The sequence below is a fragment of the Cocleimonas flava genome (assembly GCF_004339015.1).
Taxonomy (GTDB): domain Bacteria; phylum Pseudomonadota; class Gammaproteobacteria; order Thiotrichales; family Thiotrichaceae; genus Cocleimonas; species Cocleimonas flava.
Genome location: NZ_SMFQ01000005.1, coordinates 185373 through 209950 on the forward strand (window position 1 = coordinate 185373; position 24578 = coordinate 209950).

39 protein-coding genes are annotated in these 24578 nt (G+C 38.8%); 2 read left to right on the top strand and 37 right to left on the bottom strand.

Going from position 1 to position 24578, the window contains the following annotated elements; translation table 11 throughout:
• Positions 1-594 precede the first annotated feature (594 nt).
• The gene (locus tag EV695_RS17225) at positions 595-1641 is read left to right on the top strand and encodes an NAD(P)H-dependent flavin oxidoreductase (protein WP_131907259.1); all 1047 of its coding nucleotides are present in this window, start codon (positions 595-597) and stop codon (positions 1639-1641) included.
• 204 nt (positions 1642-1845) lie between these two features.
• Here EV695_RS17225 and EV695_RS17230 read toward each other — a convergent pair whose 3' ends face one another.
• Positions 1846-2190: a hypothetical protein gene (locus EV695_RS17230; RefSeq protein WP_131907260.1), complete on the bottom strand. Its 345-nt coding sequence runs from the start codon at positions 2188-2190 to the stop codon at positions 1846-1848.
• Between the two features lie 144 nt (positions 2191-2334).
• Between EV695_RS17230 and EV695_RS17235 the strand changes: the two genes are divergently transcribed.
• Positions 2335-3132: a helix-turn-helix domain-containing protein gene (locus tag EV695_RS17235; protein WP_131907261.1), complete on the top strand. Its 798-nt coding sequence runs from the start codon at positions 2335-2337 to the stop codon at positions 3130-3132.
• Between the two features lie 27 nt (positions 3133-3159).
• Here the strand turns inward: EV695_RS17235 and EV695_RS17240 are convergent, their stop codons facing one another.
• The 36 genes from EV695_RS17240 to rpsL form a co-directional block, all read right to left on the bottom strand.
• Positions 3160-4155, bottom strand: coding sequence for an aldo/keto reductase (locus tag EV695_RS17240; protein ID WP_131907262.1), 996 nt, complete (start codon positions 4153-4155; stop codon positions 3160-3162).
• Positions 4156-4335: 180 nt separating this feature from the next.
• A complete protein-coding gene (gene rpsT, locus EV695_RS17245) occupies positions 4336-4596 on the bottom strand; it encodes a 30S ribosomal protein S20 (protein WP_131907263.1) in 261 nt (86 codons plus the stop codon).
• Between the two features lie 128 nt (positions 4597-4724).
• The gene (gene bioB / locus EV695_RS17250; RefSeq protein ID WP_131907789.1) at positions 4725-5717 is read right to left on the bottom strand and encodes a biotin synthase BioB; all 993 of its coding nucleotides are present in this window, start codon (positions 5715-5717) and stop codon (positions 4725-4727) included.
• Positions 5717-6127 carry a hypothetical protein gene (locus tag EV695_RS17255; RefSeq protein ID WP_131907264.1) on the bottom strand — a complete coding sequence of 137 codons (411 nt, stop codon included), beginning with the start codon at positions 6125-6127 and terminating at the stop codon, positions 5717-5719. The genes bioB and EV695_RS17255 overlap by 1 nt, the downstream gene beginning before the upstream one ends.
• Positions 6128-6526: 399 nt before the next feature.
• Positions 6527-6898, bottom strand: coding sequence for a 50S ribosomal protein L17 (gene rplQ, locus EV695_RS17260; RefSeq protein WP_131907265.1), 372 nt, complete (start codon positions 6896-6898; stop codon positions 6527-6529).
• 54 nt (positions 6899-6952) lie between these two features.
• On the bottom strand, positions 6953-7954 hold the full coding sequence (locus EV695_RS17265; RefSeq protein ID WP_131907266.1) for a DNA-directed RNA polymerase subunit alpha: 1002 nt from the start codon (positions 7952-7954) through the stop codon (positions 6953-6955).
• Positions 7955-7990: 36 nt separating this feature from the next.
• Positions 7991-8611: a 30S ribosomal protein S4 gene (gene rpsD, locus EV695_RS17270; RefSeq protein WP_131907267.1), complete on the bottom strand. Its 621-nt coding sequence runs from the start codon at positions 8609-8611 to the stop codon at positions 7991-7993.
• 13 nt (positions 8612-8624) lie between these two features.
• Positions 8625-9011: a 30S ribosomal protein S11 gene (gene rpsK / locus EV695_RS17275; RefSeq protein ID WP_131907268.1), complete on the bottom strand. Its 387-nt coding sequence runs from the start codon at positions 9009-9011 to the stop codon at positions 8625-8627.
• 57 nt (positions 9012-9068) lie between these two features.
• Positions 9069-9425 carry a 30S ribosomal protein S13 gene (gene rpsM / locus EV695_RS17280; RefSeq protein ID WP_131907269.1) on the bottom strand — a complete coding sequence of 119 codons (357 nt, stop codon included), beginning with the start codon at positions 9423-9425 and terminating at the stop codon, positions 9069-9071.
• A gap of 75 nt (positions 9426-9500) precedes the next feature.
• On the bottom strand, positions 9501-9614 hold the full coding sequence (rpmJ, locus tag EV695_RS17285; RefSeq protein ID WP_131907270.1) for a 50S ribosomal protein L36: 114 nt from the start codon (positions 9612-9614) through the stop codon (positions 9501-9503).
• 38 nt (positions 9615-9652) lie between these two features.
• Positions 9653-10984 (bottom strand): preprotein translocase subunit SecY, encoded by a 1332-nt coding sequence (gene secY, locus EV695_RS17290; protein WP_131907790.1) that lies wholly within the window; start codon positions 10982-10984, stop codon positions 9653-9655.
• Between the two features lie 38 nt (positions 10985-11022).
• Positions 11023-11457, bottom strand: coding sequence for a 50S ribosomal protein L15 (gene rplO / locus EV695_RS17295; RefSeq protein WP_131907271.1), 435 nt, complete (start codon positions 11455-11457; stop codon positions 11023-11025).
• Positions 11458-11646, bottom strand: coding sequence for a 50S ribosomal protein L30 (gene rpmD, locus EV695_RS17300; protein ID WP_131907272.1), 189 nt, complete (start codon positions 11644-11646; stop codon positions 11458-11460).
• Position 11647: 1 nt separating this feature from the next.
• Positions 11648-12157: a 30S ribosomal protein S5 gene (gene rpsE, locus EV695_RS17305; RefSeq protein ID WP_131907273.1), complete on the bottom strand. Its 510-nt coding sequence runs from the start codon at positions 12155-12157 to the stop codon at positions 11648-11650.
• A gap of 11 nt (positions 12158-12168) precedes the next feature.
• The gene (rplR, locus tag EV695_RS17310; RefSeq protein WP_131907274.1) at positions 12169-12522 is read right to left on the bottom strand and encodes a 50S ribosomal protein L18; all 354 of its coding nucleotides are present in this window, start codon (positions 12520-12522) and stop codon (positions 12169-12171) included.
• A gap of 12 nt (positions 12523-12534) precedes the next feature.
• A complete protein-coding gene (rplF, locus tag EV695_RS17315; protein ID WP_131907275.1) occupies positions 12535-13071 on the bottom strand; it encodes a 50S ribosomal protein L6 in 537 nt (178 codons plus the stop codon).
• 13 nt (positions 13072-13084) lie between these two features.
• Positions 13085-13480, bottom strand: a complete 396-nt coding sequence (gene rpsH, locus EV695_RS17320) for a 30S ribosomal protein S8 (RefSeq protein ID WP_131907276.1) — start codon at positions 13478-13480, stop codon at positions 13085-13087.
• Between the two features lie 12 nt (positions 13481-13492).
• Complete coding sequence (rpsN, locus tag EV695_RS17325) at positions 13493-13798, bottom strand: 30S ribosomal protein S14 (RefSeq protein WP_131907277.1); 306 nt, start codon at positions 13796-13798, stop codon at positions 13493-13495.
• Positions 13799-13817: 19 nt separating this feature from the next.
• Positions 13818-14360: a 50S ribosomal protein L5 gene (gene rplE / locus EV695_RS17330; protein ID WP_131907278.1), complete on the bottom strand. Its 543-nt coding sequence runs from the start codon at positions 14358-14360 to the stop codon at positions 13818-13820.
• 41 nt (positions 14361-14401) lie between these two features.
• On the bottom strand, positions 14402-14716 hold the full coding sequence (rplX, locus tag EV695_RS17335; RefSeq protein WP_131907279.1) for a 50S ribosomal protein L24: 315 nt from the start codon (positions 14714-14716) through the stop codon (positions 14402-14404).
• Between the two features lie 10 nt (positions 14717-14726).
• On the bottom strand, positions 14727-15095 hold the full coding sequence (gene rplN, locus EV695_RS17340; protein ID WP_131907280.1) for a 50S ribosomal protein L14: 369 nt from the start codon (positions 15093-15095) through the stop codon (positions 14727-14729).
• 24 nt (positions 15096-15119) lie between these two features.
• Entirely contained in the window at positions 15120-15383 is a 264-nt protein-coding gene (gene rpsQ / locus EV695_RS17345) for a 30S ribosomal protein S17 (protein ID WP_131907281.1), read from the bottom strand.
• 1 nt (position 15384) lies between these two features.
• Entirely contained in the window at positions 15385-15588 is a 204-nt protein-coding gene (gene rpmC, locus EV695_RS17350; protein ID WP_131907282.1) for a 50S ribosomal protein L29, read from the bottom strand.
• Positions 15588-16001, bottom strand: coding sequence for a 50S ribosomal protein L16 (gene rplP / locus EV695_RS17355; RefSeq protein WP_131907283.1), 414 nt, complete (start codon positions 15999-16001; stop codon positions 15588-15590). The genes rpmC and rplP overlap by 1 nt, the downstream gene beginning before the upstream one ends.
• Positions 16002-16010: 9 nt before the next feature.
• Entirely contained in the window at positions 16011-16700 is a 690-nt protein-coding gene (rpsC, locus tag EV695_RS17360) for a 30S ribosomal protein S3 (RefSeq protein WP_131907284.1), read from the bottom strand.
• Entirely contained in the window at positions 16700-17041 is a 342-nt protein-coding gene (gene rplV / locus EV695_RS17365) for a 50S ribosomal protein L22 (protein ID WP_131907285.1), read from the bottom strand. Before rplV ends, rpsC begins: the two co-directional genes overlap by 1 nt.
• Positions 17042-17060: 19 nt before the next feature.
• On the bottom strand, positions 17061-17333 hold the full coding sequence (gene rpsS / locus EV695_RS17370) for a 30S ribosomal protein S19 (RefSeq protein WP_131907286.1): 273 nt from the start codon (positions 17331-17333) through the stop codon (positions 17061-17063).
• A 5-nt stretch (positions 17334-17338) separates the two neighbouring features.
• A complete protein-coding gene (gene rplB / locus EV695_RS17375; protein WP_131907287.1) occupies positions 17339-18166 on the bottom strand; it encodes a 50S ribosomal protein L2 in 828 nt (275 codons plus the stop codon).
• Positions 18167-18169: 3 nt separating this feature from the next.
• A complete protein-coding gene (rplW, locus tag EV695_RS17380) occupies positions 18170-18472 on the bottom strand; it encodes a 50S ribosomal protein L23 (protein WP_131907288.1) in 303 nt (100 codons plus the stop codon).
• On the bottom strand, positions 18469-19074 hold the full coding sequence (gene rplD, locus EV695_RS17385) for a 50S ribosomal protein L4 (protein WP_131907289.1): 606 nt from the start codon (positions 19072-19074) through the stop codon (positions 18469-18471). The genes rplW and rplD overlap by 4 nt, the downstream gene beginning before the upstream one ends.
• Before the next feature lie 5 nt (positions 19075-19079).
• A complete protein-coding gene (gene rplC, locus EV695_RS17390) occupies positions 19080-19712 on the bottom strand; it encodes a 50S ribosomal protein L3 (protein WP_131907290.1) in 633 nt (210 codons plus the stop codon).
• A gap of 222 nt (positions 19713-19934) precedes the next feature.
• The gene (rpsJ, locus tag EV695_RS17395) at positions 19935-20246 is read right to left on the bottom strand and encodes a 30S ribosomal protein S10 (protein ID WP_131907291.1); all 312 of its coding nucleotides are present in this window, start codon (positions 20244-20246) and stop codon (positions 19935-19937) included.
• A 21-nt stretch (positions 20247-20267) separates the two neighbouring features.
• Positions 20268-21452 carry an elongation factor Tu gene (gene tuf / locus EV695_RS17400; RefSeq protein ID WP_131907292.1) on the bottom strand — a complete coding sequence of 395 codons (1185 nt, stop codon included), beginning with the start codon at positions 21450-21452 and terminating at the stop codon, positions 20268-20270.
• Between the two features lie 6 nt (positions 21453-21458).
• A complete protein-coding gene (gene fusA, locus EV695_RS17405) occupies positions 21459-23561 on the bottom strand; it encodes an elongation factor G (protein WP_131907293.1) in 2103 nt (700 codons plus the stop codon).
• A 58-nt stretch (positions 23562-23619) separates the two neighbouring features.
• The gene (gene rpsG / locus EV695_RS17410; protein WP_131907294.1) at positions 23620-24090 is read right to left on the bottom strand and encodes a 30S ribosomal protein S7; all 471 of its coding nucleotides are present in this window, start codon (positions 24088-24090) and stop codon (positions 23620-23622) included.
• Between the two features lie 96 nt (positions 24091-24186).
• Complete coding sequence (gene rpsL / locus EV695_RS17415; protein ID WP_131907295.1) at positions 24187-24561, bottom strand: 30S ribosomal protein S12; 375 nt, start codon at positions 24559-24561, stop codon at positions 24187-24189.
• Positions 24562-24578 lie beyond the last annotated feature (17 nt).

Genomic DNA, 24578 nt, shown 5'->3' on the forward strand with positions numbered 1-24578 from the left:
TCGATTAAAAAGCTTGACTATTTTTTCACACTAACTTGTCCACAAAACCTGTGGATAACTCTGTGCATATCCCTATGAATTAATCCTAAAAGCCTTACTCTATTTAGTTCCCTTACTAATTGATCAATTTTTGATCACACAAATATTTCGTTTTTATATCAATGTGTTATAGAGATATATTAATAGATTAAAATAGAAAAAGCGCGAATGTTACACTTTTATGACCGAATTAATGCTTGCTTTTTAAATTGTGCATAAAACGGAAATCGATGTTCATATTTTCAAAAAACGCTAAGTCATTGTTAAGCTTAGATTAAGGAAAATTAACAAAATAAAATTCGAAAAAAACCATGAATATCAATAATTATTTCAATTAATTTTACGAAGAAAAAATCATAAGCAGTTACACAAAAAAACAGAAAGTGAAACTAAAAATTCATTTTAAAAATGTAATTCTTTTTACTTCTGCCACATTTATACAATGGATTAATATATTTCCAACGTTTTAACTAAAAATCAATCTATGCTTTGCCTAAGAAATCAACATTTCACATACTGGAATAACCCAGGGAACAATTTACTAAAGGAGATAATATGAATAAGCATGCATTTCTAGAGGTTGAATACCCTATCATCCAGGCTCCGATGGCCGGAGTTCAGGATAGTACGCTCGCATTGGCTGTCTCAGCAGCTGGTGCGTTAGGCTCCCTTCCCTGTGCAATGCTGAGCAATGATGCATTAAAACAAGAATTAGATGTCCTGAAATCTCATACGGATAACCCAATTAATATTAACTTTTTCTGCCACACTCCACCGACACCTAATAAAGATGCCGAAAATAATTGGCACAAAGCACTTCAGCCCTTCTTTAGTGAATGTGGTATTGACCCTAATGACATTCCAGACGGCCCAAGTCGCGAACCATTTAGCCACGATATAGCTGATATTCTGGAAGCCTTTAAACCCACGATAATAAGCTTTCATTTTGGCTTACCCGCAAAAGATCTTTTACAACGAGTTAAAGGCTGGAGCACAAAAATCATTAGCTCTGCCACCACAATTGAAGAAGCATTATGGTTAGAGGCCAATGGGGCGGATGGTATTATTGCTCAAGGGCTAGAAGCAGGCGGACATAGAGGCATGTTCTTATCAAAAGATCTGAACACCCAAATGGGAACATTCGCGTTGCTGCCTCAAATTGTTAAACGAGTAAATGTGCCCGTGATAGCAGCTGGAGGCATTGCAGATGAACACGGTGTTGCCTCTGCATTAAAACTGGGCGCATCAGCGGTACAAATTGGTACGGCATATCTACTTTGCAATGAATCGAATGTTACTCCACTACATCGGACGGCTCTTAAAAGTGACACTGCTCATCAAACAGCTATCACCAATGTATTTTCTGGCAGACCAGCTAGAGGAATAATTAATCGGATAATTTCAGAACTAGGACCGATCAGCACTCAAACACCAGAGTTTCCATTAGCATTGACAGCTATTTCGGCCCTGAGAAATAAAGCAGAAGCTCAAGGTTCTTCAGATTTTTCCCCTTTATGGAGCGGCCAGAATATCAGCGGGTGTAAAGAAATCTCAGCCACCGAATTGACAAAGCAATTAGCCTCGGGCGTTAAAAGAATTTAAAAAAAGGCTTATAAGTAGGGGGGTGTCAAATTAGCTATATCGAATGGAATTGCCTATACAAGATCATAAAAAACACAAGTTTCTTTTAATAAACCTAAGTCCCCCCCTACTTTTGGGTAGTTTTTAGATTTTAATGCTTTTAAGACTCATATTAAATTCATGAAGTATTAGATATTGCTTACAAAGGATTTTCCAAACTCTAAATTACTCGCCTTCGTAATGTGAGCCCAACAATAAAGCTTTCATATTTCCTTTAGATTTATATGAGTGAAATAACAAATACGCAAAACCAAACATGCCCCCCATGAAAATACTCAGAAAGCCGTATATTGAACCTTTCAGTTTGGATTCTTCCCGCCAATAAACCCAAGCACAAAGTAACAACAAATGTATCAGGAAATCAGTATTAAACTGAGAACGCCATTCATTACCAAACAGATCACCAAAGAAAACCGCAGGCCAATTGAAGCCAAGCTGAGTTACGGCATATAGAGTGATACCCATAATTAACAGCCAGGATAGCATGAGGAAACCTCTTAAAATTGTCATTACGTACTCCCTTAATTTTTAAATTGATGAATACATTCTTTCATTGACGGGTAATCAAAACAATTACCTCAGAGGTAATTTTATAAAAGTCATTTCGTCATATAATATGAATCACTAGAAACATTCTATTTGTACAAACTAACCATGAATATCGGCGAACAATTACGTTTTTGGCGTAAACACAAAAACTTTAGTCAACTTGATTTAGCCTTAGAGTCCGGCGTAAGCAACAAACACATTAGTTTTATTGAAACGGAACGTAGTAAACCGAGTAAGCAGATGATCCTTACCCTCTGTGATGTACTCAATATACCGATAAGGAATCGCAATGAAATGCTATCTGCCGCGGGTTTTTCAGATCATTACACACGGACTCCTATTGATCATGCAGAAATGTCGAGATTAAGACAAACTTTGGAAATTATTTTAGAGAAGCAAGAACCATATCCTTTGACAGTTTTGGATTGGGAGTGGAATATCATTTTAAAAAATAATGCATTCGATCATATCACTCAAACAATAAGAGCCGAGTTCCCAGAATTTACCTCTTCAATGAATATCGCTGAATTAGTTCTCTCACCCAATGGATTTAAAACTTTCTTACAAAATTGGGAAGAAGTAGCCATCACGACATTAAGACGATTACAACAAGAACAACAAGAGTCTCCTGGACGTCATCACAAAATACTAAATAACCTTAAGAATTATCCCGGTGTTGCAGAATTAGCATTATCTGCAACACTCGAAAGAAAATCCGAGCCTTTTATTTATGTTGATTTTTGTATGGGAGAACAGACATTGAAATTTCTCACAACATTAACCTCGTTTGGCACCCCCATAGATATCACAGCCGCGGAAATTATGATCGAATCGTATTACCCTGCAGATGATGATACCCGCTCATATCTTGAACAAGCAGCAACAGAATCAACCAGTCATTAGTTAAGTGATGCTCATACTTAACAATAATCAATCTCTTTCTGAATCTATGCTTTCCATCAATGCTTTTGAATAACGCTCACCTTTGACAGTTTCATCATTAATCAATTGATCTAACTGCTCAACGATTTCTATAGAAAGTTGTATATCGCCGGCTCCCGCATTTTCTAACATGTGATCAATGTTGCTGGTTCCTGGAATTGGAATAATGTCCTCACCTTTAGCAAGTAGCCAGGCAAGTGATAATTGCGCCATAGTACAATCGACTTGTTCTGCAATTTCAGCGAAAGGAATAAGTAATTTAGCGTTTTCAGCAAAGTTTTCAGGTTCAAAACGAGGACGCGCAATAGTCGCACGAAAATTATCATCACCCAGTGTGGAGACATCAGTAATCTTACCCGTCAAGAATTGACGACCTAAGGGAGAAAACGCAACAAAGGTCACTCCTAACTCTCGACAGGTATCCAATACTTTTCTTTCAGGGGTTCGTGACCATAATGAATATTCAGACTGCAATGCAGTGATAGGGTATTCATTATGCGCACGTTGGAGACTATCAGAGCTGACTTCTGACAACCCGACACTACGAATCTTCCCTTGCTCAACTAAACGCGCTAAAGCGCCTACACTCTCTTCTACGGGGATATTAGGATCTATACGATGCAAGTAATAAAGATCAATCACATCGGTGTTTAATCGCTTAAGACTGTCTTCACAGGTTTTATAGAGTACTTCCGGCCGACCATTTGTTTCTGTATGACCTTCTGCATTCTTATAGATGCCACATTTACTTGCCAACGTGAATTCTGAACGACGATGTGAGAGCCCTTTACCAATTTGTTCTTCACTATGACCCATTCCATACATTGCGGCAGTATCTAGGAATGTATAGCCACTATCGAGCGCTTCGTTGAGCAGCTGGTGAGAATATTCTTCAGTCGGTCTTGGGCCGTAACCCATAGAATAATTCATGCACCCCAAACCGAGTGAAGATATTGTGAACAAACCTAATTTTCTTGTATGCATTGTTGTCAGCTTCTAATGTTAATTTGTTAGATGTTTATGAGGCACATTATATAATGAAATCCCCTCTGAAATAGATGGTTTTTAAAATACCCCACCCCCCTACTTTAGAGGCATTTCCTGTTTATTTTAGGCAAAAAAAAGCCAGCTAATAAAGCTGGCTCTTTTTAAATCTTTCAGATCTTACATTGCTTGAACTTTTGCATTCAAACGGCTTTTAGATCTTGCAGCTTTATTCTTATGAATAATGCCTTTGTTTACGCTAGAGTCGATAGCAGGCACAGCTTCTTTATAAGCTGCTACAGCCTTTTCTTTATCACCAGCTTCTATAGCGTATAGAACGTTCTTAACGGTTGTGCGCATACCAGAACGGATGTGTTTATTATGCTGACGTCTGTTTTCAGATTGACGTGCGCGCTTCTTAGCTGATGTAATATTTGGCAATGTACTTCTCCCACATGGGCATTTAAAAACAAGGGACGCATTATGCCGATTTTTATTTACAACTTCAACAGTCTTTTCGGCATAATTACATTAAAAATGAAAATAAATTTACTTAGTGATTCTGTACCCTAAGCTAATTGTTTTTCTGGCATGTTTTCTTGCTCTGCATTAAGTCCTTTTTCAGGGTTAATATCTAAGCGAGTAAACAATTTTTGATCATGACTTTCTTCTGGATTATCAGTGGTTAACAGCCTATCACCATAGAACATGGAGTTAGCTCCAGCGAAGAAACACCAGGCCTGCATTTCGTCATTCATCTCCGTTCTGCCCGCAGATAAACGAACATATGATTTTGGCATAATAATACGAGCTACAGCGATGGTACGTATAAATTCAAACGGGTCAAGCTTATCAATTCCATCTAAAGGAGTACCTTTTACTTGAACCAGATCATTGATAGGTACAGATTCAGGATGCTGAGGTAGGTTAGCAAGTTCTTGCAAAAGTCTTGCACGATCTCTGCGTGTCTCGCCCATACCTAAAATACCACCAGAACATACGTTGATACCTGCATTTCGTACATGCTCAAGCGTATCTAAACGATCCTGATATGTACGCGTTGAAATAACAGTGCCGTAGAACTCAGGAGAAGTATCAAGATTGTGGTTGTAATAATCCAAACCAACCTCTTTTAACTTTTGTGCTTGCTGCTCTTTTAACATTCCAAGCGTTACACAAGTTTCCATCCCCATGTCTTTAACTGTCTTAATCATCTCAATGACATGATCAAGACTTTTGTCTGTAGGATTACGCCACGCTGCACCCATACAAAAACGAGTTGCACCATTGTTTTTAGCTTCAGTAGCTGCTTCAACAACTTCAGATATAGGTAATAATCTTTCTCGCTCTAGACCAGTATCATTTTTTGAAGATTGTGAACAATAAGAACAATCTTCAGGACAAGCGCCTGTTTTAATACTTAACAAAGTACTAATCTGAACCTCATTAGGATTGAAACATTCTCTGTGTATCGAGTGTGACTTAAACATTAAGTCATTAAACGGTAAATCGAATAATGCTTCAATTTCTTCAGTGTTCCAGTTGTTACGTACTTCGACCATCATGTATTACCTGTATTCCTTGTATTATCCTTGTACTCTGTATCTTTCCAATCTTCACGATTGATCTGCATTATCTCTTTAATAGACAGAGGAATCAAAACTAATGCACATAATCCCCACAATAAAAGCGCATAACGAATATCTTCAAATAATACTCTCGGTGCAAAAGTAAGAATAACAACCAAAAAACCAGCTAGAGAATAAAAATAGTAAGCACCCTTCTGGGTGTAGTAACCGACTCTAGGATTAGGATGATGACGATATAATGCGTAAACAAACATAGATGCGCCAAACCAGAATATAAATAACGGGAAAGGGATAGCTATTGATAGAATATTTCCATAATGAAATAAACGCGCATTTTTCTTTGCCTGTTCTGCGGTAACAGTTTTATTGCTTCCTAGTGCCATTATCTTGTACTTGTTAAATAAGAGGCAAACAGTGTAGCCCCAAATCATTTTCAGTCAATGACGAAAATCAAACGCACTGAAGTAATATCATTAGTAACTTTAAACCGCATCAAATAACAAAGAGAATAACCAAGACTAACCAAAAGATATCTTATTCTTATGTACTATGTAGTGAGTACAAGAGTTAGATAGATATAATTAAATAACCTTTTGAAGTAATACGAATATATTCGCAATTATCACAAGGTTACATTCTAAAATATAAACTACTCAACTCTTACAAATTCCTTTCAAGAATAAGTTAACGATTATCTATCTAATTTTAGATACGAATAATCTTTATAAAATTCATAAAAAAAGCCGAGATAAACTCAGCTTTTTTTATTTCTTAGTTACAGATTACTCTGCAGCTTCAGGACGATCTACAAACTCAATGTAAGCCATTGGAGCATTATCACCAGCACGATAACCGCACTTAATGATTCTTGTGTATCCACCCGGACGCTCTTTGTAACGAGGACCTAATTCATTGAATAAGATGCCTACACACTCATCGTCACGCAATCTTGCAAATGCAGTACGACGGTTATGAACTGAATCTTCTTTAGCACGTGTAACTAATGGCTCAGCCACACGACGCAATTCTTTTGCTTTAGCAACAGTTGTTTTGATAGCTCCATGCTTAATTAAAGCTGTAGATAAGCTCTGCAATGTTGCTTTACGGTGACTACTGTTACGGCTAAGTTGTCTGCCTATTTTATGATGACGCATGTTGTAAACCTTAAATTTTTGTTTCTAATTAGTTAATTATTCGATTATATCGAATTAACCAACTCTTACATCCTTAGTCTCAATTGATGCAGGAGGCCAGTTCTCTAAACGAGCGCCAAGCGTCAAACCATGAGATGCAAGGATATCTTTGATTTCTGTTAAAGACTTCTTACCTAAATTAGGTGTTTTAAGTAGCTCTACTTCAGTTTTCTGTACTAGATCGCCAATGTAGTAAACTTGCTCTGCTTTAAGACAGTTAGCTGATCTTACAGTTAGCTCTAAATCGTCGACTGGACGAAGAAGAACTGGATCTATTTCAGGCTCTGGCTCAACTTCTGGCTCAGGCTCAATAATTGTAAGATCGAAGAATACAGCTAATTGCTCATGCAATATAGTTGCAGCATCACTGATCGTTTCTTCTGCGTCTATTGATCCATCAGACTGAAGCTCAATAATTAATTTATCAAGATCAGTTCTGTTTTCTACACGAGCACTATCAACATCATAAGACACACGCACGACTGGACTAAAAGATGCATCCAAAACCAAAGTTCCCAAAGGAAGCTCTGGAGAATCAGGACCACGGCGAACAGGAGCTGGTTGATACCCTCTTCCCTTTTCTACCTTAATCGTCATCTCTAACTCTCTATCAGTAGTTAGAGTAGCGATAACAGCATCAGGATCAACAATTTCAACGTCGTGATCCAATTGAATATCACCAGCAGTAATAACACCCGGACCTTGTTTTCTAAGGTCAAGTGATACTTCTTCTTTAGTATTCAAACGGAATGCAAGCTTCTTCATATTAAGAAGAATATCTACTACATCTTCCTGAACACCATCAAGAGCTGTGTATTCATGATCAACACCAGTGATCTTAACTTCTGTTACAGCACAACCAGGCACAGACGACAGAAGAATTCTACGTAGGGCATTACCTAACGTGTGACCAAACCCTCTTTCAAGTGGTTCTAGTACAATCTTCGACGTATGATTACCCAGATCTTTGACCTGGATATTACGTGGCTTCAATAAATCTGTTGTTTTAGACAAAATATAAACCTCAATATTACTGAGACAAACTTAAGAAGTTTACTTAGAGTAAAGTTCCACAATTAGAGATTCATTAATCTCTGCGGGCAATTCTTCACGTTCTGGGTTTGCCTTATAAGTACCTTCAAGTTTTTTAACATCAACTTCAAGCCACTCTGGAATTCCAATCTGATCAGCAACTGATACGGAATCAAGTATTCTTGTCTGCTTTTTAGATTTCTCTCTAACAGAAACAACATCACCAGCTTTAACTTGGTAAGATGGTATGTTTACAGCTTTACCGTTAACTAGTATTGATTTATGACTTACTAATTGACGAGCTTCTGCACGAGTTGATCCGTAACCCATTCTGTAGGTGACGTTATCTAATCTACTTTCTAAAAGCTGAAGCAGATTTTCACCTGTAGAACCTTTAAGGCGAACTGCTTCTTTAAAATAGTTTCTGAATTGCTTTTCAAGAACACCGTAGATACGACGTACTTTTTGCTTTTCACGTAACTGTAATCCGTAGTCTGATAAACGCGTACGTCTTTCACCGTGAACTCCTGGAACTTTTTCTAAGTTACATTTGTTCTCTAGTGCACGTCCACGTCCTTTCAAGTAAAGATCTGTACCTTCACGACGCATTAACTTACATTTAGGTCCGATATATCTGGCCATTACTTTTCTCCGACTACACTCTACGCTTTTTAGGTGGACGACAACCATTATGTGGAATAGGTGTCACATCAATAATATTTGTAATTTTATAACCGATGTTATTAAGGGCACGAACAGCAGACTCTCGTCCTGGACCTGGTCCTTTCACATGAACATCTAAGTTTTTCAAACCAAATTGCTTAGCAGTTTCACCTGCTGTTTCAGCAGCAACCTGAGCCGCAAAAGGTGTACTTTTACGAGACCCACGGAATCCTGAACCACCAGCAGTAGCCCATGCTAAAGCGTTGCCTTGACGATCGGTTATAGTAATGATCGTGTTATTGAAAGAAGCATGCACATGTGCAATTCCATCGCTAACCGACTTTTTAACTTTTTTACGTGATTTGGTGGCTGTTGCCATCTTTAATTACCCACTAAAATAAATGTTTTATATAGATTAATAATCTATATCGATTAATTACTTACGAATTGGTTTTCTTGGACCTTTTCGTGTTCTAGCATTTGTTTTAGTACGTTGTCCACGTAGTGGTAATCCACGACGATGACGAACACCTCTAAAACAACCTAGATCCATAAGACTTTTGATATTCATAGAAACTTCACGTCTCAAATCACCTTCAACAGTGAATTTACCGACAGCGCTTCTAATGCGTTCAATTTCATCTTCAGAAAGTGCACTAATCTTAGTTGCTGGAGCTACATTAGCTTCAACACAAATATTAGCTGCACGTGTTCTACCTATACCGTAAATAGAAGTTAATGCTATTACAGTATGCTTATTAACAGGGATATTAATACCCGCGATACGAGCCATCAAAACTCTCCTGACTGCTTGGAAAAGCGGGCAACAATACCCGAATTCACAGTGTTAATCAATAAAAAAAACATATTAACCCTGACGTTGTTTATGACGTGGATCAGTACATATAACACGCACAATACCTTTACGCTTTACAGTACGACAATTACGGCACATTTTTTTAACAGATGCACGAACCTTCATGAGTTAAACCTCTAATTAAATCTTATACCAAGAAACAATTAACGTGTTTTCTTGGGCTTTTTACCACCAGCTTTAAAGTTTGCTTTTTTCATCAAACCTTCATACTGATGAGACATCATATGCGATTGAACCTGGGCAATGAAGTCCATAACAACAACCACAATAATTAATAGTGAAGTGCCACCAAAGTAAAATGGGACATTCCAACCTAAAATCAAAAACTCTGGCAACAAACATACTAAAGTAATGTAGATTGCTCCAACAGTAGTAAGACGAGTCATCACACCGTCAATATATTTTGCTGTTTCTCTTCCTGGTCTAATACCCGGAATAAAAGCACCTGCCTTCTTCAAATTATCAGCAGTTTCTCTAGAATTAAAAACTAGAGCTGTATAGAAGAATGTAAAGAATATGATGGCTAAGGCATAAAACAGAACATATAAAGGTTGCCCTGGCTGTACCATAGTTACAAAATCCTGCAGCCATTCAGCACCATTCGCATCAGATATCCAACGCCCTAAACTAGAAGGGAACAAGATAATACTTGATGCAAATATTGGAGGTATAACACCTGCCATATTTAATTTAAGAGGTAAATGACTTGATTGACCCATAGCCATCTTTCTACCTTGTTGCCTATTCGCATAGTTAACAGTAATACGTCTTTGCCCTCTTTCAACAAAAACAATAAATGCTGTAACCAGTACTGCTAATGCTAATAATATAATAACGAAAGCTGGAGACAACTCACCGTTACGAGCAAGTTCTAGTGTCCCGCCAATAGCAGTAGGTAGACCTGCAACAATACCAGCAAATATTATAAGTGATATACCATTACCAATACCACGTTCTGTAATCTGTTCACCTAACCACATTAAAAACAAGGTACCTGTAACAAGAGACACTACAGTTGTAATAGTGAATCCTAGCCCAGGATTAAGTGCGATAGTTTGACCACCACCCAAGTCCTGACCACCCAGAGCCATAGATATACCAATACTTTGGAAAAGAGCTAACGCAACCGTTCCGTATCTTGTGTACTGAGTAATCTTACGTTTCCCAGACTCACCTTCATTTTTTAATTGCTTTAATGTTGGTACTACATGCGTCATTAACTGCACAATAATAGAGGCTGATATGTACGGCATGATACCAAGAGCGAAAATACTCAATCGCTGCAATGCACCACCAGAAAACATATTAAAAACACCTAATATGGTTCCTGAGTTTTGGTCAAAGAATGACTGTAACGCAGCTGGATTAACACCCGGGATCGGGATAAAAGTACCAATTCTATATACAATCAAAGCGAAAAAAACAAAGGCAAGCCTTTGTTTGATTTCTGCAATATTGCCAACACCCGAAAGCATTCCTGTAGCGTTATTTGTTGCCACTTTATTAACCCCTGTTAGTCTTCGACTTTTCCGCCTGCAGCTTCAATAGCTTTTAAAGCACCTTTACTAACTTTAATACCCTTTAGAGTAACAGGTTTATTAAGCTCACCAGATAGCATTACTTTTACATTAAGTATGCTCTTATTGATAAGGTTAGCTTCTTTAAGTGAATCAAGATCGATAACATCAGCTTCTACAGAAGCTAATTCATGTAAACGAATTTCAGCAGAAACACGACCCACACGAGAAGTAAAACCAACTTTAGGTAGACGTCTTTGAAGTGGCATCTGACCACCTTCAAAACCTACTTTATGAAATCCACCAGAACGTGATTTTTGTCCTTTATGCCCACGAGCACAAGTTTTTCCCCAACCACTTCCAATACCACGACCAACTCGCTTACGATTAGAAACGCTGCCTTCGCCTGGCTTTAATGTATTAAGTTTCATTTAAACTTCCTCTACATGTAACATGTAAGAAATTTTATTAATCATGCCGCGATTTTCTGGCGTATCAGTAACAATAACACTGTTATGCATTTTTCTGATACCTAATCCTCGAGCACAAGATTTATGAGCTTTTAATCTACCATTCATGCTACGGTACATAGTAAGCTTTAATTCTTTAGTAGCAGCCATTTTAACCTCTAATCTCTTCTACTGTCTTTCCACGTTTAGCAGCAACTAGCTCTGGTGAATTCATATCAGCCAGACCTTTAATTGTTGCACGAACAACATTAATAGGATTTCTAGAACCTACACATTTCGCTAATACGTTTTTAACACCAACAACTTCAAATACCGCACGCATAGCTCCTCCAGCAATGATTCCAGTACCATCAGATGCAGGCTTCATGAATACATGTGCAGCACCGTGTCTAGCATTCACTTCATATTGCAGAGTATCATCAACCAAAGCTACATTTACGATGTTTTTACGTGCTTTTTCCATAGCCTTTTGAATCGCTACAGGTACTTCACGAGCTTTGCCGTAACCAAACCCAATTCTTCCGTTTCCATCACCGACAACTGCCAATGCTGTGAAACCAAAAACACGGCCACCTTTAACTACTTTAGCAACACGATTAACGTGAACTAGTTTTTCCTGAAGGCCGTCTGTTGCCTTTTCTGTATTATCTGATCTAGCCATTGTCTTAACCTTTAGAACTGTAATCCTGCTTCACGTGCTGCTTCTGCTAACGCTTTAACACGACCATGATATTTAAAACCTGAACGATCAAACGCTACAGACTCTACACCCTTTTCTTTTGCACGTTCTGCAACCAACTTACCGATAGCAGCTGCTGCATCTGAATTTCCTGTATAAGAAAGCTCATCACGCATTGACTTTTCAACTGTTGAAGCAGATGCAATAACTTTATTTTCATCACCTGAAATAATTTGAGCGTAGATATGACGAGAACTTCTATATATAGAAAGACGTGTAACACCCAACTCACGCATTTTCATTCTAGAACGTTTGCCACGACGAATTCTGGCTTCTCTTTTATTCATCTTACAATTACCTTAGGTTTTCTTAGCTTCTTTACGAATAATTCTTTCATCAGCGTACTTAACACCTTTACCTTTGTAAGGCTCTGGTGGACGGTAAGATCTAATTTCCGCCGCAGTTTGACCGATAACTTGTTTATCTATACCACGTAGTATAATTTCTGTCTGACTAGGAGTCTCAACAGTAACACCTTCGGGTATATCGTGAACAACAGGATGTGAAAAACCTAAAGTAAGGTTTAATTTATTGCCTTGTGCCTGTGCTCTGTAACCAACACCCACTAACTCTAGCTTCTTTTCAAAACCATCGCTAACACCTGTAACCATATTGAAAGTAATTGCTCTCATGGTTCCAGCCATTGCCCAATGCTTTTTATTGCTTTCGTTCTTAGGCTTAACAACTAGTTGACTACCCTCTTGAGTAATTTCAACGTGATTGTTTAAAGTATAATCAAAGGCACCCTTTCCACCTTTGATATTTATATTTTGACCGTTAATTTTTGCCTCAACACCTGCAGGCAAATCAATCGGCATTTTTGCTATTCTAGACATGATTTAGTACCGCTTATTCAACTATACAAAGAACTTCGCCACCATGACCAACAGCTCTTGCTGCACGATCACTCATAACACCTTTTGACGTAGATACAATTGCAACACCCAATCCAGACATAACATTTGGTAACTCTTCCTTACCTTTAAATATTCTAAGTCCTGGACGACTAATTCTTTTCAAAGTATTTATTACTGGCTCACCTTGAAAATATTTTAATGCAACAGTTGTTACAGGCTTACCTTCTACTTCTGCAGTTTCATAACCAACTATGTAACCTTCATCTTTTAGGACATCTAAGATTGCAGATTTTTTATTAGAAGCTGAAAACTGAACATCAACTTTATTAGCGCGCTGTCCATTTCTAATACGTGTCAACATATCCGCAATAGGATCACTCATACTCATGATACGTACTCCTTACCAACTAGCTTTGGTCAAACCAGGAATATCACCTTCCATAGCAGACTCTCTTAATTTATTTCTACAAAGACCAAACTTGCTATACACGCCATGTGGTCTACCAGTAATTACACAACGGTTACGTTGTCTAACTTTTGAACTATTCCTAGGAAGCTTTTGAAGCGAATCTGTTGCCGCCATTACTTCTTCAAAGCTACTCTTTGGTGAACGGATAATCTCTTTTAACTGAGCTCTCTTCTTAGCATATTTAGCAACTAACTTAGTACGCTTATCTTCACGTGCTATCATTGATTTCTTAGCCATTTTTTAAACTATCCTGTATTTACTTTTTCTTAAATGGGAAATTAAAAGCTTCTAACAATGCTTTTCCTTCCTCATCGGTTTTAGCTGTAGTTGTGATAGCGATATCTAAACCACGTAGCTTATCAATTTTATCATAATCTATTTCGGGGAAAATGATTTGTTCATTGAACCCCATACTATAGTTTCCTCGCCCATCAAATGAACGCGGATTCATTCCACGAAAGTCTCTTACGCGAGGAATAGAGATGTTAATTAGACGATCTAAAAATTCGTACATATGATGACGACGAAGGTTTACTTTACAACCTATTGGCCAATTATCACGAATCTTAAATCCAGCAATAGATTTTCTAGAAACAGTAACTACTGGTTTTTGACCACTAATTTTAGTCATATCTGAAACAGCATGTTCAACTATTTTCTTATCACCAACAGCATCACCCAAACCCATATTCAATGAGATCATAGTAATCTTTGGAACTTCCATTACATTTTTATAAGAAAACTTTTCAGTAAGCTCTTGTATTACTGTTTCCTGATAAAAATCCTGCAATCTAGACATCTTAATACCTTTTAAATTCTATTCATCTATCAATTAAAAAATTAACTGACGACTTCACCATTAGACTTGAAACAACGTACTTTCTTTCCGTCTTCAAGTATTTTGAAACCTACACGATCAGCTTTATCAGTTGCAGGATTTACCAACATTACGTTAGACGCATCAACTGGCATTTCCTTTTCAATGATCCCACCAGGAATACCAGCTTGTGGATTTCCTTTCTGATGCTTCTTAGCTAGGTTTAGACCTTGCACAAGTAATTTACCATTATCAAGAACCTGAGTAACGTTACCACGTCTCCCTTTATCTTTACCTGACACAATTACTATTTGGTCATTTTTTACTATCTTATTCATGAGATAACCTTTATAAAACTTCAGGAGCCAAAGAGATGATCTTCATGAAGTTTTTATCACGAAGCTCACGTGTAACAGGCCCAAAGATTCTAGTACCAATTGGCTCAAGTTTTGTATTAAGTAATACCGCAGAGTTATTATCAAAACGGATAGTTGAACCATCCTTCCTTCTAACACCCTTAGCCGTTCTAACAACAACAGCTGTATAAACATCACCTTTTTTAACTTTGCCACGTGGAATAGCTTCTTTAATACTTACTTTAATAATATCGCCGATACCAGCGTATCTACGGTGAGAGCCACCAAGTACTTTTATACACTGTACTCTTCTAGCACCACTATTATCCGCGATATCTAAATTTGTTTGCATTTGAATCATTGTAATATACCGATTTATGCTTTCTTAAGAAGCTGTTTTTTGAAGCACTTTAACTAATGTCCATGACTTAGTCTTAGATAAAGGACGACACTCTTGAATTTCTACAGTGTCACCAATATTGCACTCATTATTTTCATCATGCGCATGGTATTTAGTTGATCTACGTATGAACTTACCATAAAGAGGATGTTTGACTTTTCTTTCACCCATTACGACAATACTTTTGTCCATTTTATTGCTAACGACTTTACCAGTTACGCTATGCTCAACTTTAGCTGTTTCCGACATACTACTCACCTGCACCTGTTGACTGCATCTCATTCATAATTGTTTTAATTCGAGCAATTTTACGACGAACTTTCTTCATCTCAGATGGACGATTAAGTTGACCACTTGCTCTTTGCATTCTTAAAACAAATTGCTCTTTTAGACTTTCCAAAAGCTCAGTAGAAAGTTCTTCTGTATTCTTCTTACGAATTTCATTCGCTTTCATCACATCACCGTCCTAGTGACAAACACTGTCTTGATTGGTAATTTAGCAGCTGCTAACGCAAAAGCCTCTCTTGCCAACTCTTCGGAAACACCTTCCATTTCATAAAGCACTCTTCCAGGCTGTATCAAACATACCCAGTACTCTACATTACCCTTACCTTTACCCATACGTACTTCTAATGGCTTACTAGTAATAGGCTTATCTGGAAAAACACGTATCCAAATTTTACCACCACGTTTGATGTGGCGAGTCATGGCACGTCTAGCAGCTTCAATTTGTCTTGCCGTTAAACGACCACGACCAACTGCTTTTAGACCATACTCTCCAAAACTCACTTTACTTCCAACAGTTGCAAGGCCACGATTTCTACCTTTAAACTGTTTACGAAATTTTGTTCTCTTAGGCTGTAACATCTCAGACCTCTATCTCTTCTTTTTGCCAGCAGGGGCAGCAGAATTTGATTGTTTTTGCTCTAGATCGAAAACATCGCCTTTATAGATCCAGACCTTAATACCAATAACACCATACGTCGTATGAGCTTTAGCAGTTGAATAGTCGATATCTGCACGCATTGTATGTAAAGGTACTCGACCTTCTCGATACCACTCAGTTCTAGCGATATCAGCACCATTCAAACGGCCACCACAACTAATCTTAATTCCTAACGCTCCAAGTCGCATTGCATTACCAACCGCTCTCTTCATAGCGCGGCGGAACATAATACGTCTTTCTAGCTGATTAGCAATACTTTCCGCAACTAATTTTGCATCTAATTCTGGTTTGCGAATTTCTTCAATATTAACTTTAACGTTATTAGGATGAAGACCCATCATTTTCGCAGTATCAGTTCTAAGACGCTCTATATCTTCACCCTTCTTACCGATAACTACACCAGGTCTTGCAGTATGAATAGTTACGAAAGCTGACTTAGCAGGACGCTCGATTTGAATACGGCTAACAGATGCATGCTTGAGGCTTTTCTCGATAGAAGCTCTAACCTCCAGGTCTTTATGCAAAAACTCAGCATATTCTTTGCCTTCTGCATACCACTTAGAACGCCAATCTGCAGCGATACCAAGACGAAACCCAATTGGATGTATTTTCTGTCCCATTATTTAACCTCACCATCGCCAACAAACAAAGTAATATGACTAGTTCGCTTTAGTATTCTATTTGCACGACCTTTAGCACGAGGACGTATACGTTTCATTGTAGGTGCCTGATCTACCATTACCTGAGTAATAGTTAAATCATCAATATCAGCGCCTTCATTATGTTCTGCATTAGCAATTGCCGAATCTAGTATCTTTTTAACCATTGCAGCCGCTTTCTTTTGACTGAATGATAAAACCTCAAGAGCACTTTCTACAGGCATACCACGAACTTGGTCTGCTACCAATCTAGCCTTTTGAGGAGAGATTCGTGCGAACTTTAATTTTGCTTTAACTTCCATTATAAAATCCTAACGCCTATTATCTTGACGACTTATCAGCAACATGACCACGAAACATTCTAGTAGGTGAAAACTCACCTAGCTTATGCCCAACCATATGCTCATTAACCAATACAGGTACATGTTGACGACCATTATGGATAGCAATAGTTAATCCAACCATATCTGGCACTATCATTGAACGTCTTGACCAGGTCTTAATTGGCTTACGATCTCCAGCATCTACAGCTTTCAGAACTTTAGTCATCAGATGATGATCTATAAATGGGCCTTTTTTTAATGAACGTGGCACTTCAATTACCTCTTGTTTCTACGACGTACGATAAGATTATCTGTACGTTTGTTTTTACGTGTTTTAAAGCCTTTAGTTGGCGTACCCCATGGAGACACAGGATGTCTACCACCAGATGTTTTACCTTCACCACCACCATGTGGATGATCAACCGGATTCATTACAACACCACGAACCGTTGGTCGAACACCACGATGACGACTTGCACCAGCTTTACCAAGCTTAACTAAGCTATGCTCAGAATTACTTACTTCACCTATCGTTGCACGACACACTGATAAAACTTTTCTCATCTCACCAGAACGTAATCTTAAAGTTGAATATCTTCCTTCACGAGCAACTAACTGAGCAGAAGTACCAGCACTACGTGCAATCTGAGCACCTTTACCAGGCTTCAATTCGATACAGTGAATAACGGTACCAACTGGAATATCTTTAATCTCAAGAGTATTCCCTGGAGCAATAGTAGCCTCAGAACCAGACATTACCGAACCACCAGCTTTTAAGCCTTTTGGTGCAATGATATATCTTCTCTCACCGTCCGCATATTTAAGAAGAGCAATATTAGCCGTTCTATTCGGATCGTATTCGATAGTTTCCACTTCCGCAGAGATACCATCTTTAGTACGCTTAAAATCAATAACACGATAATGCTGCTTATGACCACCGCCGATGTGGCGAGTAGTGATTCGACCATTATTATTACGACCACCAGACTTACTTTTCTTTTCAAGAAGAGACTTACAAGGACTCCCCTTATGCAATTCATTATTTACAACTCTTACCTGATGACGACGACCAGGTGAAGTTGGTTTCATTTTTAAAATAGCCATGACTTAACCCTCTGCCTCAACATTAAGAGTAGAACCTTCTGCCAATCTGACATAGGCTTTTTTCCAGTCTTTTCTAGAACCTTTTCTTTTTCCGAAGTTTTTGCTTTTTCCTTTAACATTCACTGAACGAACATCGGCAACTTTGACTTCAAAGAGAGTCTCTACAGCAGTTTTAATCTCACCTTTTGTAGCAGTAGTAGCAACTTTAAATACATGTGTATTAGACTCATTACCTGAAACTGCTTTTTCTGTAACATGAGGTCCGTAAAGAACCTGATACAACCTTTCTTCTACTTTACTTATCATGACAACCACTCCTGAACCTTAGACACAGCCGAAGAAGTCATAACAACACTGTCGTGAGAAACCAAACTTACAGGATTTAGCTGAGCAAGCTCAACATATTCACAGTTTGGAATATTACGTGAAGAAAGACTTACATTATCTTCTTTTTCAACACCAACCAAAAGAGAATCTGAAGACACCTTCCAATCTGCTAACGCATTAACCATGCTTTTAGTCTTAGGATCAGAAATCGCAAAATCATCAATAATAATTAATGATTCTGAACGCACCAACTCAGAAAAAATAGATCTCATTGCAGCTCTATACATCTTCTTATTGAGCTTCTTAGAATAATCTCTAGGTCTAGCAGCAAACGTAACACCACCAGAGCGCCAAATTGGACCTCTAGAAGTACCAGCTCTAGCACGACCAGTTCCTTTTTGTCTCCATGGTTTAGCACCACCACCACTAACATCAGAACGAGTTTTTTGTGCTTTAGTACCAGCACGACCCGCACTCATATATGCAACAACTGCCTGATGAACCAAGGTTTCATTATATTCACTTGCAAAAACAGCATCATCCAACTCAACCGCTTTGCCTTCTACACTCTTTAATTTCATAAGAATTAAACCTTAACAGCTGGCTTCACGAGCACATTTCCACCACGCGAACCTGGGACTGCACCTTTAACCAACATCAAATTACTTTCCAAATCAATACTTACCACAGTAAGATTTTGAGTTGTTTGCTTAACAGCACCCATGTGACCAGACATTTTCTTGCCTTTAAAAACTCGACCAGGCGTCTGATTCTGACCAATAGAACCAGGAGTTCTATGATTTATAGAGTTACCGTGAGTAGCATCTTTACCAGCGAAATTATATCGCTTCAAAACACCAGCAAAACCTTTACCTATAGTTGTACCAGTAACATCTACCTTCTGACCTGCTTCAAACAAATCCAAAGACAATTCTGAGCCAACTTCATATCCATCGACCGAATCAACTCTTGATTCACGAGTAACCAAACCAGATTCCATTGACGCTTTTGCAAAATGCCCAGAACCAGGCTTGTTTACCTTTGAAGCTTTTTTAACGCCTGCGGTTAATTGCAAAGCATTATAACCATCAGTCTCAACTGTCTTTATTTGAGAAATACGGTTTGGCGTCATTTGCAAAACCGTTACTGGTGTTGCACTACCATCTTCATTGTATATCCGGGTCATTCCTACTTTAGAACCCAGTAGACTGATTGCCATTTGGCCACCTCATTAAAACTTAAAACCGATATAAGTATCTAAACCATATCAGAAGATATTTTTTGGAAAAAATCGGCCCGAAACAATAAGTGTCGAGCCGAAGAAAGCCGCGCATTATGCCAGATAAATCTGAGATAGGGAACTCTAAAATTATTTTTTATTTATATTTTTTAAAGTACAAAAATATATACAAAAAAACTTAGAGAAACCCTCACACACGCATTATAAAAGTTTGATCTGTACATCCACACCAGTTGCTAGATCTAGCTTCATTAGAGCATCAACTGTACGATCTGTTGGCTCTACAATATCCATTAGGCGCTTGTGCGTTCTAATTTCATATTGATCTCTAGCATCTTTATTAACATGAGGAGAAACAAGAATAGTAAATCTTTCTTTTCTTGTCGGAAGCGGAATAGGACCCTTAACTCGAGCACCAGTTCGCTTTGCTGTTTCTACTATTTCTCCAGCTGAACGATCAATTAACTTATGATCGAACGACTTAAGACGGATTCGGATTTTTTGACCTGACATATTTATATACTCAATTAAGTATTATTCGATAATTTTTGCAACAACACCGGCACCAACTGTACGACCACCTTCGCGTATTGCGAAACGTAGACCTTCATTCATTGCTATCGGATTGATTAGGGTTACTGTCATCTTGACATTATCACCTGGCATAACCATTTCTGTTCCATCAGGAAGATCACATGCACCTGTTACGTCTGTTGTTCTGAAGTAGAACTGCGGACGATAACCATCGAAGAATGGCGTATGACGACCACCCTCATCTTTTGATAAAACATATACTTCTGCTTCAAACTTTGTATGAGGCGTAATTGACTTAGGCTTACATAGAACCTGACCACGCTCTACATCTTCACGTTTAGTACCACGTAGCAATACACCTACGTTATCACCAGCCTGACCTTGATCAAGAAGCTTACGGAACATTTCAACACCCGTACAAGTTGTTGTAGTAGTGTCTTTGATTCCAACGATTTCGATTTCATCACCTACGTGAACGATACCGCGCTCGATACGACCAGTAACAACTGTACCACGACCAGAGATTGAAAATACATCTTCTACTGGCATTAGGTAATCACCATCGATAGCACGCTCTGGCTCAGGGATATAAGTATCTAGCGCTTCAACCAACTCAACAATCTTAGCTGTGTAAGCTTCATCACCTTCTAACGCTTTAAGCGCTGAACCAGTAACGATTGGCGTATCATCACCAGGAAACTCATACATATCTAGAAGCTCACGCACTTCCATTTCAACAAGCTCTAGTAGCTCTTCATCATCTACCATATCAGCTTTGTTTAGGAATACTACGATGTATGGAACACCAACCTGACGTGACAACAAGATGTGCTCACGAGTTTGTGGCATTGGGCCGTCTGCTGCAGATACAACAAGAATAGCGCCATCCATTTGAGCTGCACCAGTAATCATGTTTTTCACATAATCAGCATGACCAGGGCAATCTACGTGTGCGTAGTGACGTGTATCTGATTCATATTCAACATGAGAAGTCGCGATAGTTATACCACGTGCTTTTTCTTCTGGCGCATTATCGATTTCATCGAATGCTTTAACTTCACCACCCATCTTCTCTGCCATTACTTTTGTAAGCGCAGCAGTTAGCGTAGTTTTACCGTGGTCGACGTGACCAATTGTGCCCACGTTTACATGGGGCTTATTACGTTCAAATTTTTCTTTGGACATGATTACTCACCTTTCAATTATCATTGCATCAGCCACCGATTTTGGGACCTCTGCATACTTCGCAAACTCCATTGAATAGTTAGCTCGACCTTGCGACACTGATCTTAAAGCAGTGGCATAACCGAACATTTCAGCCAATGGAACTTCCGCACGAATGATTTTACCCGCAGGTGCCTCATCCATGCCCTGAACAATGCCACGACGACGATTTAAGTCACCCATAACATCACCCATATTTTCTTCTGGAGCCACAACCTCTACTTTCATAACAGGTTCTAGCAACTTTGGGCCCGCAGCTATTACGCCATCGCGTATTGCCATCGATCCAGCAACCTTGAACGACATCTCACTAGAATCAACATCATGAAATGAACCATCATACAAAGTAACTCTAATATCAACGACCGGACAACCAGCCAACACTCCATTTTGAAGCTGCTCTTGAATACCATTATTCACAGCAGGTATAAACTCCTGCGGAATTGACCCACCTACAACTTCATCTATAAACTCATAACCAGAACCTTCTTCTAAAGGCTCTAGCTTTATCAATACATGGCCATAATGACCTTTACCACCAGATTGACGAACAAACTTGCCTTCGGCATTTACCGATTGACTTATTTTTTCGCGGTATGACACCTGTGGATTACCAACATTAGCATCAACACTAAATTCACGCTTCATTCTATCTACGATAATATCAAGGTGTAATTCACCCATACCAGATATTATCGTTTGCCCTGTCTCTTCTTCAGTATGAACTCTGAACGAAGGATCTTCTTGAGCCAGCTTAGCTAATGCTTGTGCCATTTTCTCCTGATCAACCGTCGTTTTCGGCTCAACAGCAACCGAAATAACTGGCTCAGGAAAATCCAGCCTCTCTAATGTTACAGGATTAGACTTATCACAAAGCGTATCTCCGGTAGTAACATCTTTAAGACCAACAGCCGCAGCAATATCTCCAGCAAAAACTTCTTTTACTTCTTCTCTAGAATTAGAATGCATTTGCAAAATACGCCCAATTCTTTCTTTCTTTCCCTTTAAGGGATTCAAAACCATATCACCAGTTTTGAGCTTTCCAGAATATACCCTGAAAAATGTCAACGTACCCACAAAAGGATCAGTTGCTATTTTAAATGCTAATGAAGCAAATGGCTCTTCATCAGATGCTTTTCGCTCTACTTCTTTACCTTCTTCTGTCCCATCATCTACAACTCCCGTAATTGACGGAACATCCAATGGCGATGGCATATAACGAACTACCGCGTCCAACATCGCCTGGACACCTTTATTCTTAAATGAAGAGCCACACATAGCAGGAACTATCTCACCCGCTAAAGTACGGATACGTAAACCCTGATGAATCTGATCTTCAGTAAGATCACCATCATTTAGATACACATCCATCAATTCTTCATTAGCTTCAGCAGCAGCTTCTATCAGTTTTTCACGCCACTCTTCAGCATCAGCCTTAAGACTCTCAGGAATATCTTCCAAGGCATAGGTTAACCCCATATCTTCATCATTCCAGTTAATTGACTTCATCTTTATTAGGTCAATTACACCTTTAAAACCTTCTTCTTCGCCATTTGAAATCTGAAGAGGAACAGGAACAGCACCTAAACGCTCTTCTATCTGGCTTACTACACGTAAAAAGTTTGCCCCAACCCGATCCATCTTATTAACAAAGACCAATCGTGGAACATGATATTTATTCGCTTGCCGCCAGACAGTTTCAGATTGCGGCTCAACACCACCAACAGCACAAAAAACAGCAACAGCACCATCAAGCACTCTTAGCGAACGCTCAACCTCAATAGTAAAATCAACATGACCGGGGGTGTCGATTATATTTATTCTATGCTTATTAAATTGCTTTTCCATGCCTGACCAAAAACAGGTCGTAGCAGCCGAGGTAATAGTAATACCCCTCTCTTGTTCCTGCTCCATCCAATCCATGGTAGCAGCACCGTCGTGAACCTCACCAATTTTGTGAGACACACCAGTATAAAACAAAATTCTTTCTGTAGTAGTCGTTTTTCCAGCATCAATATGCGCCATAATTCCTATATTGCGATATTGATTAAGAGGTGTTACACGAGCCACTTTATTTACCTTATTAAAACTTCTTGCCGGAAAACCGACAAGAAACCATAAATCCTAACTACCAACGGAAGTGAGCAAAAGCCTTATTTGCATCAGCCATCTTATGCGTATCTTCACGCTTCTTAACAGCAGAACCACGCTTTTCAGCCGCATCCATAAGCTCACCTGCTAACTTTAATGCCATTGATTTTTCGCCGCGACGACGAGCCGCATCAACCAACCAACGCATAGCTAAAGCATTCTGACGAGAAGATCTAACTTCTACTGGCACCTGATAAGTTGCACCACCGACTCTTCGAGACTTAACTTCGACAGAAGGACGTACATTCTCTAGAGCTGCTTCTAGCACCTCCATTCCATCATTACCTTTTTTAGCAGCGATAGTATCTAATGCCACATACACAACTTTTTCAGCAATAGACTTTTTACCATCTTTCATAATGGTATTTATAAATTTAGCCAAAAGCTCACTACCAAACTTAGGATCTGGAAGGATAATGCGTTTTGGGACTTCTCTTCTTCTTGGCATAAAAAACTCGCTACTCTATTTGTTTACTATTATTCAACAACCTACTGACATCTTATCAACAGGCAAAATTACTACTTAATCCAAACTATTCTGACATTAAGACTTTGGACGCTTAGCACCATACTTTGAACGACCTTGTCTACGTTCTTGAACGCCCTGCGTATCAAGAGAACCACGAACAACGTGATAACGTACACCAGGCAAATCTTTTACACGACCACCACGGATTAATACAACCGAATGCTCTTGCAAGTTATGACCTTCACCACCAATGTAACTACTAACTTCGAAACCATTTGTCAAACGTACACGAGCTACTTTTCTCATTGCTGAGTTTGGCTTCTTAGGAGTAGTGGTATATACCCTTGTACATACTCCACGACGTTGAGGACAAGCTTCCAAAGCTGGAACATTGCTCTTTTCCATCTTGCGCTTTCGAGGTTTGCGCACTAACTGATTAACAGTAGACATTAAATCTATTTCTCCAA

Bases quoted from the DNA above. Each gene is read 5' to 3' on its own strand.
- rplE (WP_131907278.1), bottom strand. From the start codon at position 14,360: ATGTCTAGATTGCAGGATTTTTATCAGGAAACAGTAATACAAGAGCTT.
- rplB (WP_131907287.1), bottom strand. From the start codon at position 18,166: ATGGCTATTTTAAAAATGAAACCAACTTCACCTGGTCGTCGTCATCAG.
- EV695_RS17240 (WP_131907262.1), bottom strand. From the start codon at position 4,155: ATGCATACAAGAAAATTAGGTTTGTTCACAATATCTTCACTCGGTTTG.
- rplF (WP_131907275.1), bottom strand. From the start codon at position 13,071: ATGTCTAGAATAGCAAAAATGCCGATTGATTTGCCTGCAGGTGTTGAG.
- rplW (WP_131907288.1), bottom strand. From the start codon at position 18,472: ATGATAAGTAAAGTAGAAGAAAGGTTGTATCAGGTTCTTTACGGACCT.
- rplN (WP_131907280.1), bottom strand. From the start codon at position 15,095: ATGATTCAAATGCAAACAAATTTAGATATCGCGGATAATAGTGGTGCT.
- rpsJ (WP_131907291.1), bottom strand. From the start codon at position 20,246: ATGTCAGGTCAAAAAATCCGAATCCGTCTTAAGTCGTTCGATCATAAG.
- rplX (WP_131907279.1), bottom strand. From the start codon at position 14,716: ATGAATAAGATAGTAAAAAATGACCAAATAGTAATTGTGTCAGGTAAA.
- EV695_RS17225 (WP_131907259.1), top strand. From the start codon at position 595: ATGAATAAGCATGCATTTCTAGAGGTTGAATACCCTATCATCCAGGCT.
- tuf (WP_131907292.1), bottom strand. From the start codon at position 21,452: ATGTCCAAAGAAAAATTTGAACGTAATAAGCCCCATGTAAACGTGGGC.
- bioB (WP_131907789.1), bottom strand. From the start codon at position 5,717: ATGGTCGAAGTACGTAACAACTGGAACACTGAAGAAATTGAAGCATTA.
- rpsE (WP_131907273.1), bottom strand. From the start codon at position 12,157: ATGGCTAGATCAGATAATACAGAAAAGGCAACAGACGGCCTTCAGGAA.
- rplQ (WP_131907265.1), bottom strand. From the start codon at position 6,898: ATGCGTCATCATAAAATAGGCAGACAACTTAGCCGTAACAGTAGTCAC.
- rpmC (WP_131907282.1), bottom strand. From the start codon at position 15,588: ATGAAAGCGAATGAAATTCGTAAGAAGAATACAGAAGAACTTTCTACT.
- rplO (WP_131907271.1), bottom strand. From the start codon at position 11,457: ATGAAACTTAATACATTAAAGCCAGGCGAAGGCAGCGTTTCTAATCGT.
- secY (WP_131907790.1), bottom strand. From the start codon at position 10,984: ATGCTTTCGGGTGTTGGCAATATTGCAGAAATCAAACAAAGGCTTGCC.
- rplC (WP_131907290.1), bottom strand. From the start codon at position 19,712: ATGGCAATCAGTCTACTGGGTTCTAAAGTAGGAATGACCCGGATATAC.
- rplD (WP_131907289.1), bottom strand. From the start codon at position 19,074: ATGAAATTAAAGAGTGTAGAAGGCAAAGCGGTTGAGTTGGATGATGCT.
- rpmD (WP_131907272.1), bottom strand. From the start codon at position 11,646: ATGGCTGCTACTAAAGAATTAAAGCTTACTATGTACCGTAGCATGAAT.
- rpsD (WP_131907267.1), bottom strand. From the start codon at position 8,611: ATGGCCAGATATATCGGACCTAAATGTAAGTTAATGCGTCGTGAAGGT.
- EV695_RS17255 (WP_131907264.1), bottom strand. From the start codon at position 6,127: ATGGCACTAGGAAGCAATAAAACTGTTACCGCAGAACAGGCAAAGAAA.
- rpsQ (WP_131907281.1), bottom strand. From the start codon at position 15,383: ATGTCGGAAACAGCTAAAGTTGAGCATAGCGTAACTGGTAAAGTCGTT.
- rpsL (WP_131907295.1), bottom strand. From the start codon at position 24,561: ATGTCTACTGTTAATCAGTTAGTGCGCAAACCTCGAAAGCGCAAGATG.
- EV695_RS17230 (WP_131907260.1), bottom strand. From the start codon at position 2,190: ATGACAATTTTAAGAGGTTTCCTCATGCTATCCTGGCTGTTAATTATG.
- EV695_RS17235 (WP_131907261.1), top strand. From the start codon at position 2,335: ATGAATATCGGCGAACAATTACGTTTTTGGCGTAAACACAAAAACTTT.
- rpsK (WP_131907268.1), bottom strand. From the start codon at position 9,011: ATGGCAACAGCCACCAAATCACGTAAAAAAGTTAAAAAGTCGGTTAGC.
- rplR (WP_131907274.1), bottom strand. From the start codon at position 12,522: ATGAATAAAAGAGAAGCCAGAATTCGTCGTGGCAAACGTTCTAGAATG.
- rpsM (WP_131907269.1), bottom strand. From the start codon at position 9,425: ATGGCTCGTATCGCGGGTATTAATATCCCTGTTAATAAGCATACTGTA.
- rpmJ (WP_131907270.1), bottom strand. From the start codon at position 9,614: ATGAAGGTTCGTGCATCTGTTAAAAAAATGTGCCGTAATTGTCGTACT.
- rpsC (WP_131907284.1), bottom strand. From the start codon at position 16,700: ATGGGACAGAAAATACATCCAATTGGGTTTCGTCTTGGTATCGCTGCA.
- rpsN (WP_131907277.1), bottom strand. From the start codon at position 13,798: ATGGCTAAGAAATCAATGATAGCACGTGAAGATAAGCGTACTAAGTTA.
- rpsH (WP_131907276.1), bottom strand. From the start codon at position 13,480: ATGAGTATGAGTGATCCTATTGCGGATATGTTGACACGTATTAGAAAT.
- rplP (WP_131907283.1), bottom strand. From the start codon at position 16,001: ATGTTACAGCCTAAGAGAACAAAATTTCGTAAACAGTTTAAAGGTAGA.
- rpsG (WP_131907294.1), bottom strand. From the start codon at position 24,090: ATGCCAAGAAGAAGAGAAGTCCCAAAACGCATTATCCTTCCAGATCCT.
- rplV (WP_131907285.1), bottom strand. From the start codon at position 17,041: ATGGAAGTTAAAGCAAAATTAAAGTTCGCACGAATCTCTCCTCAAAAG.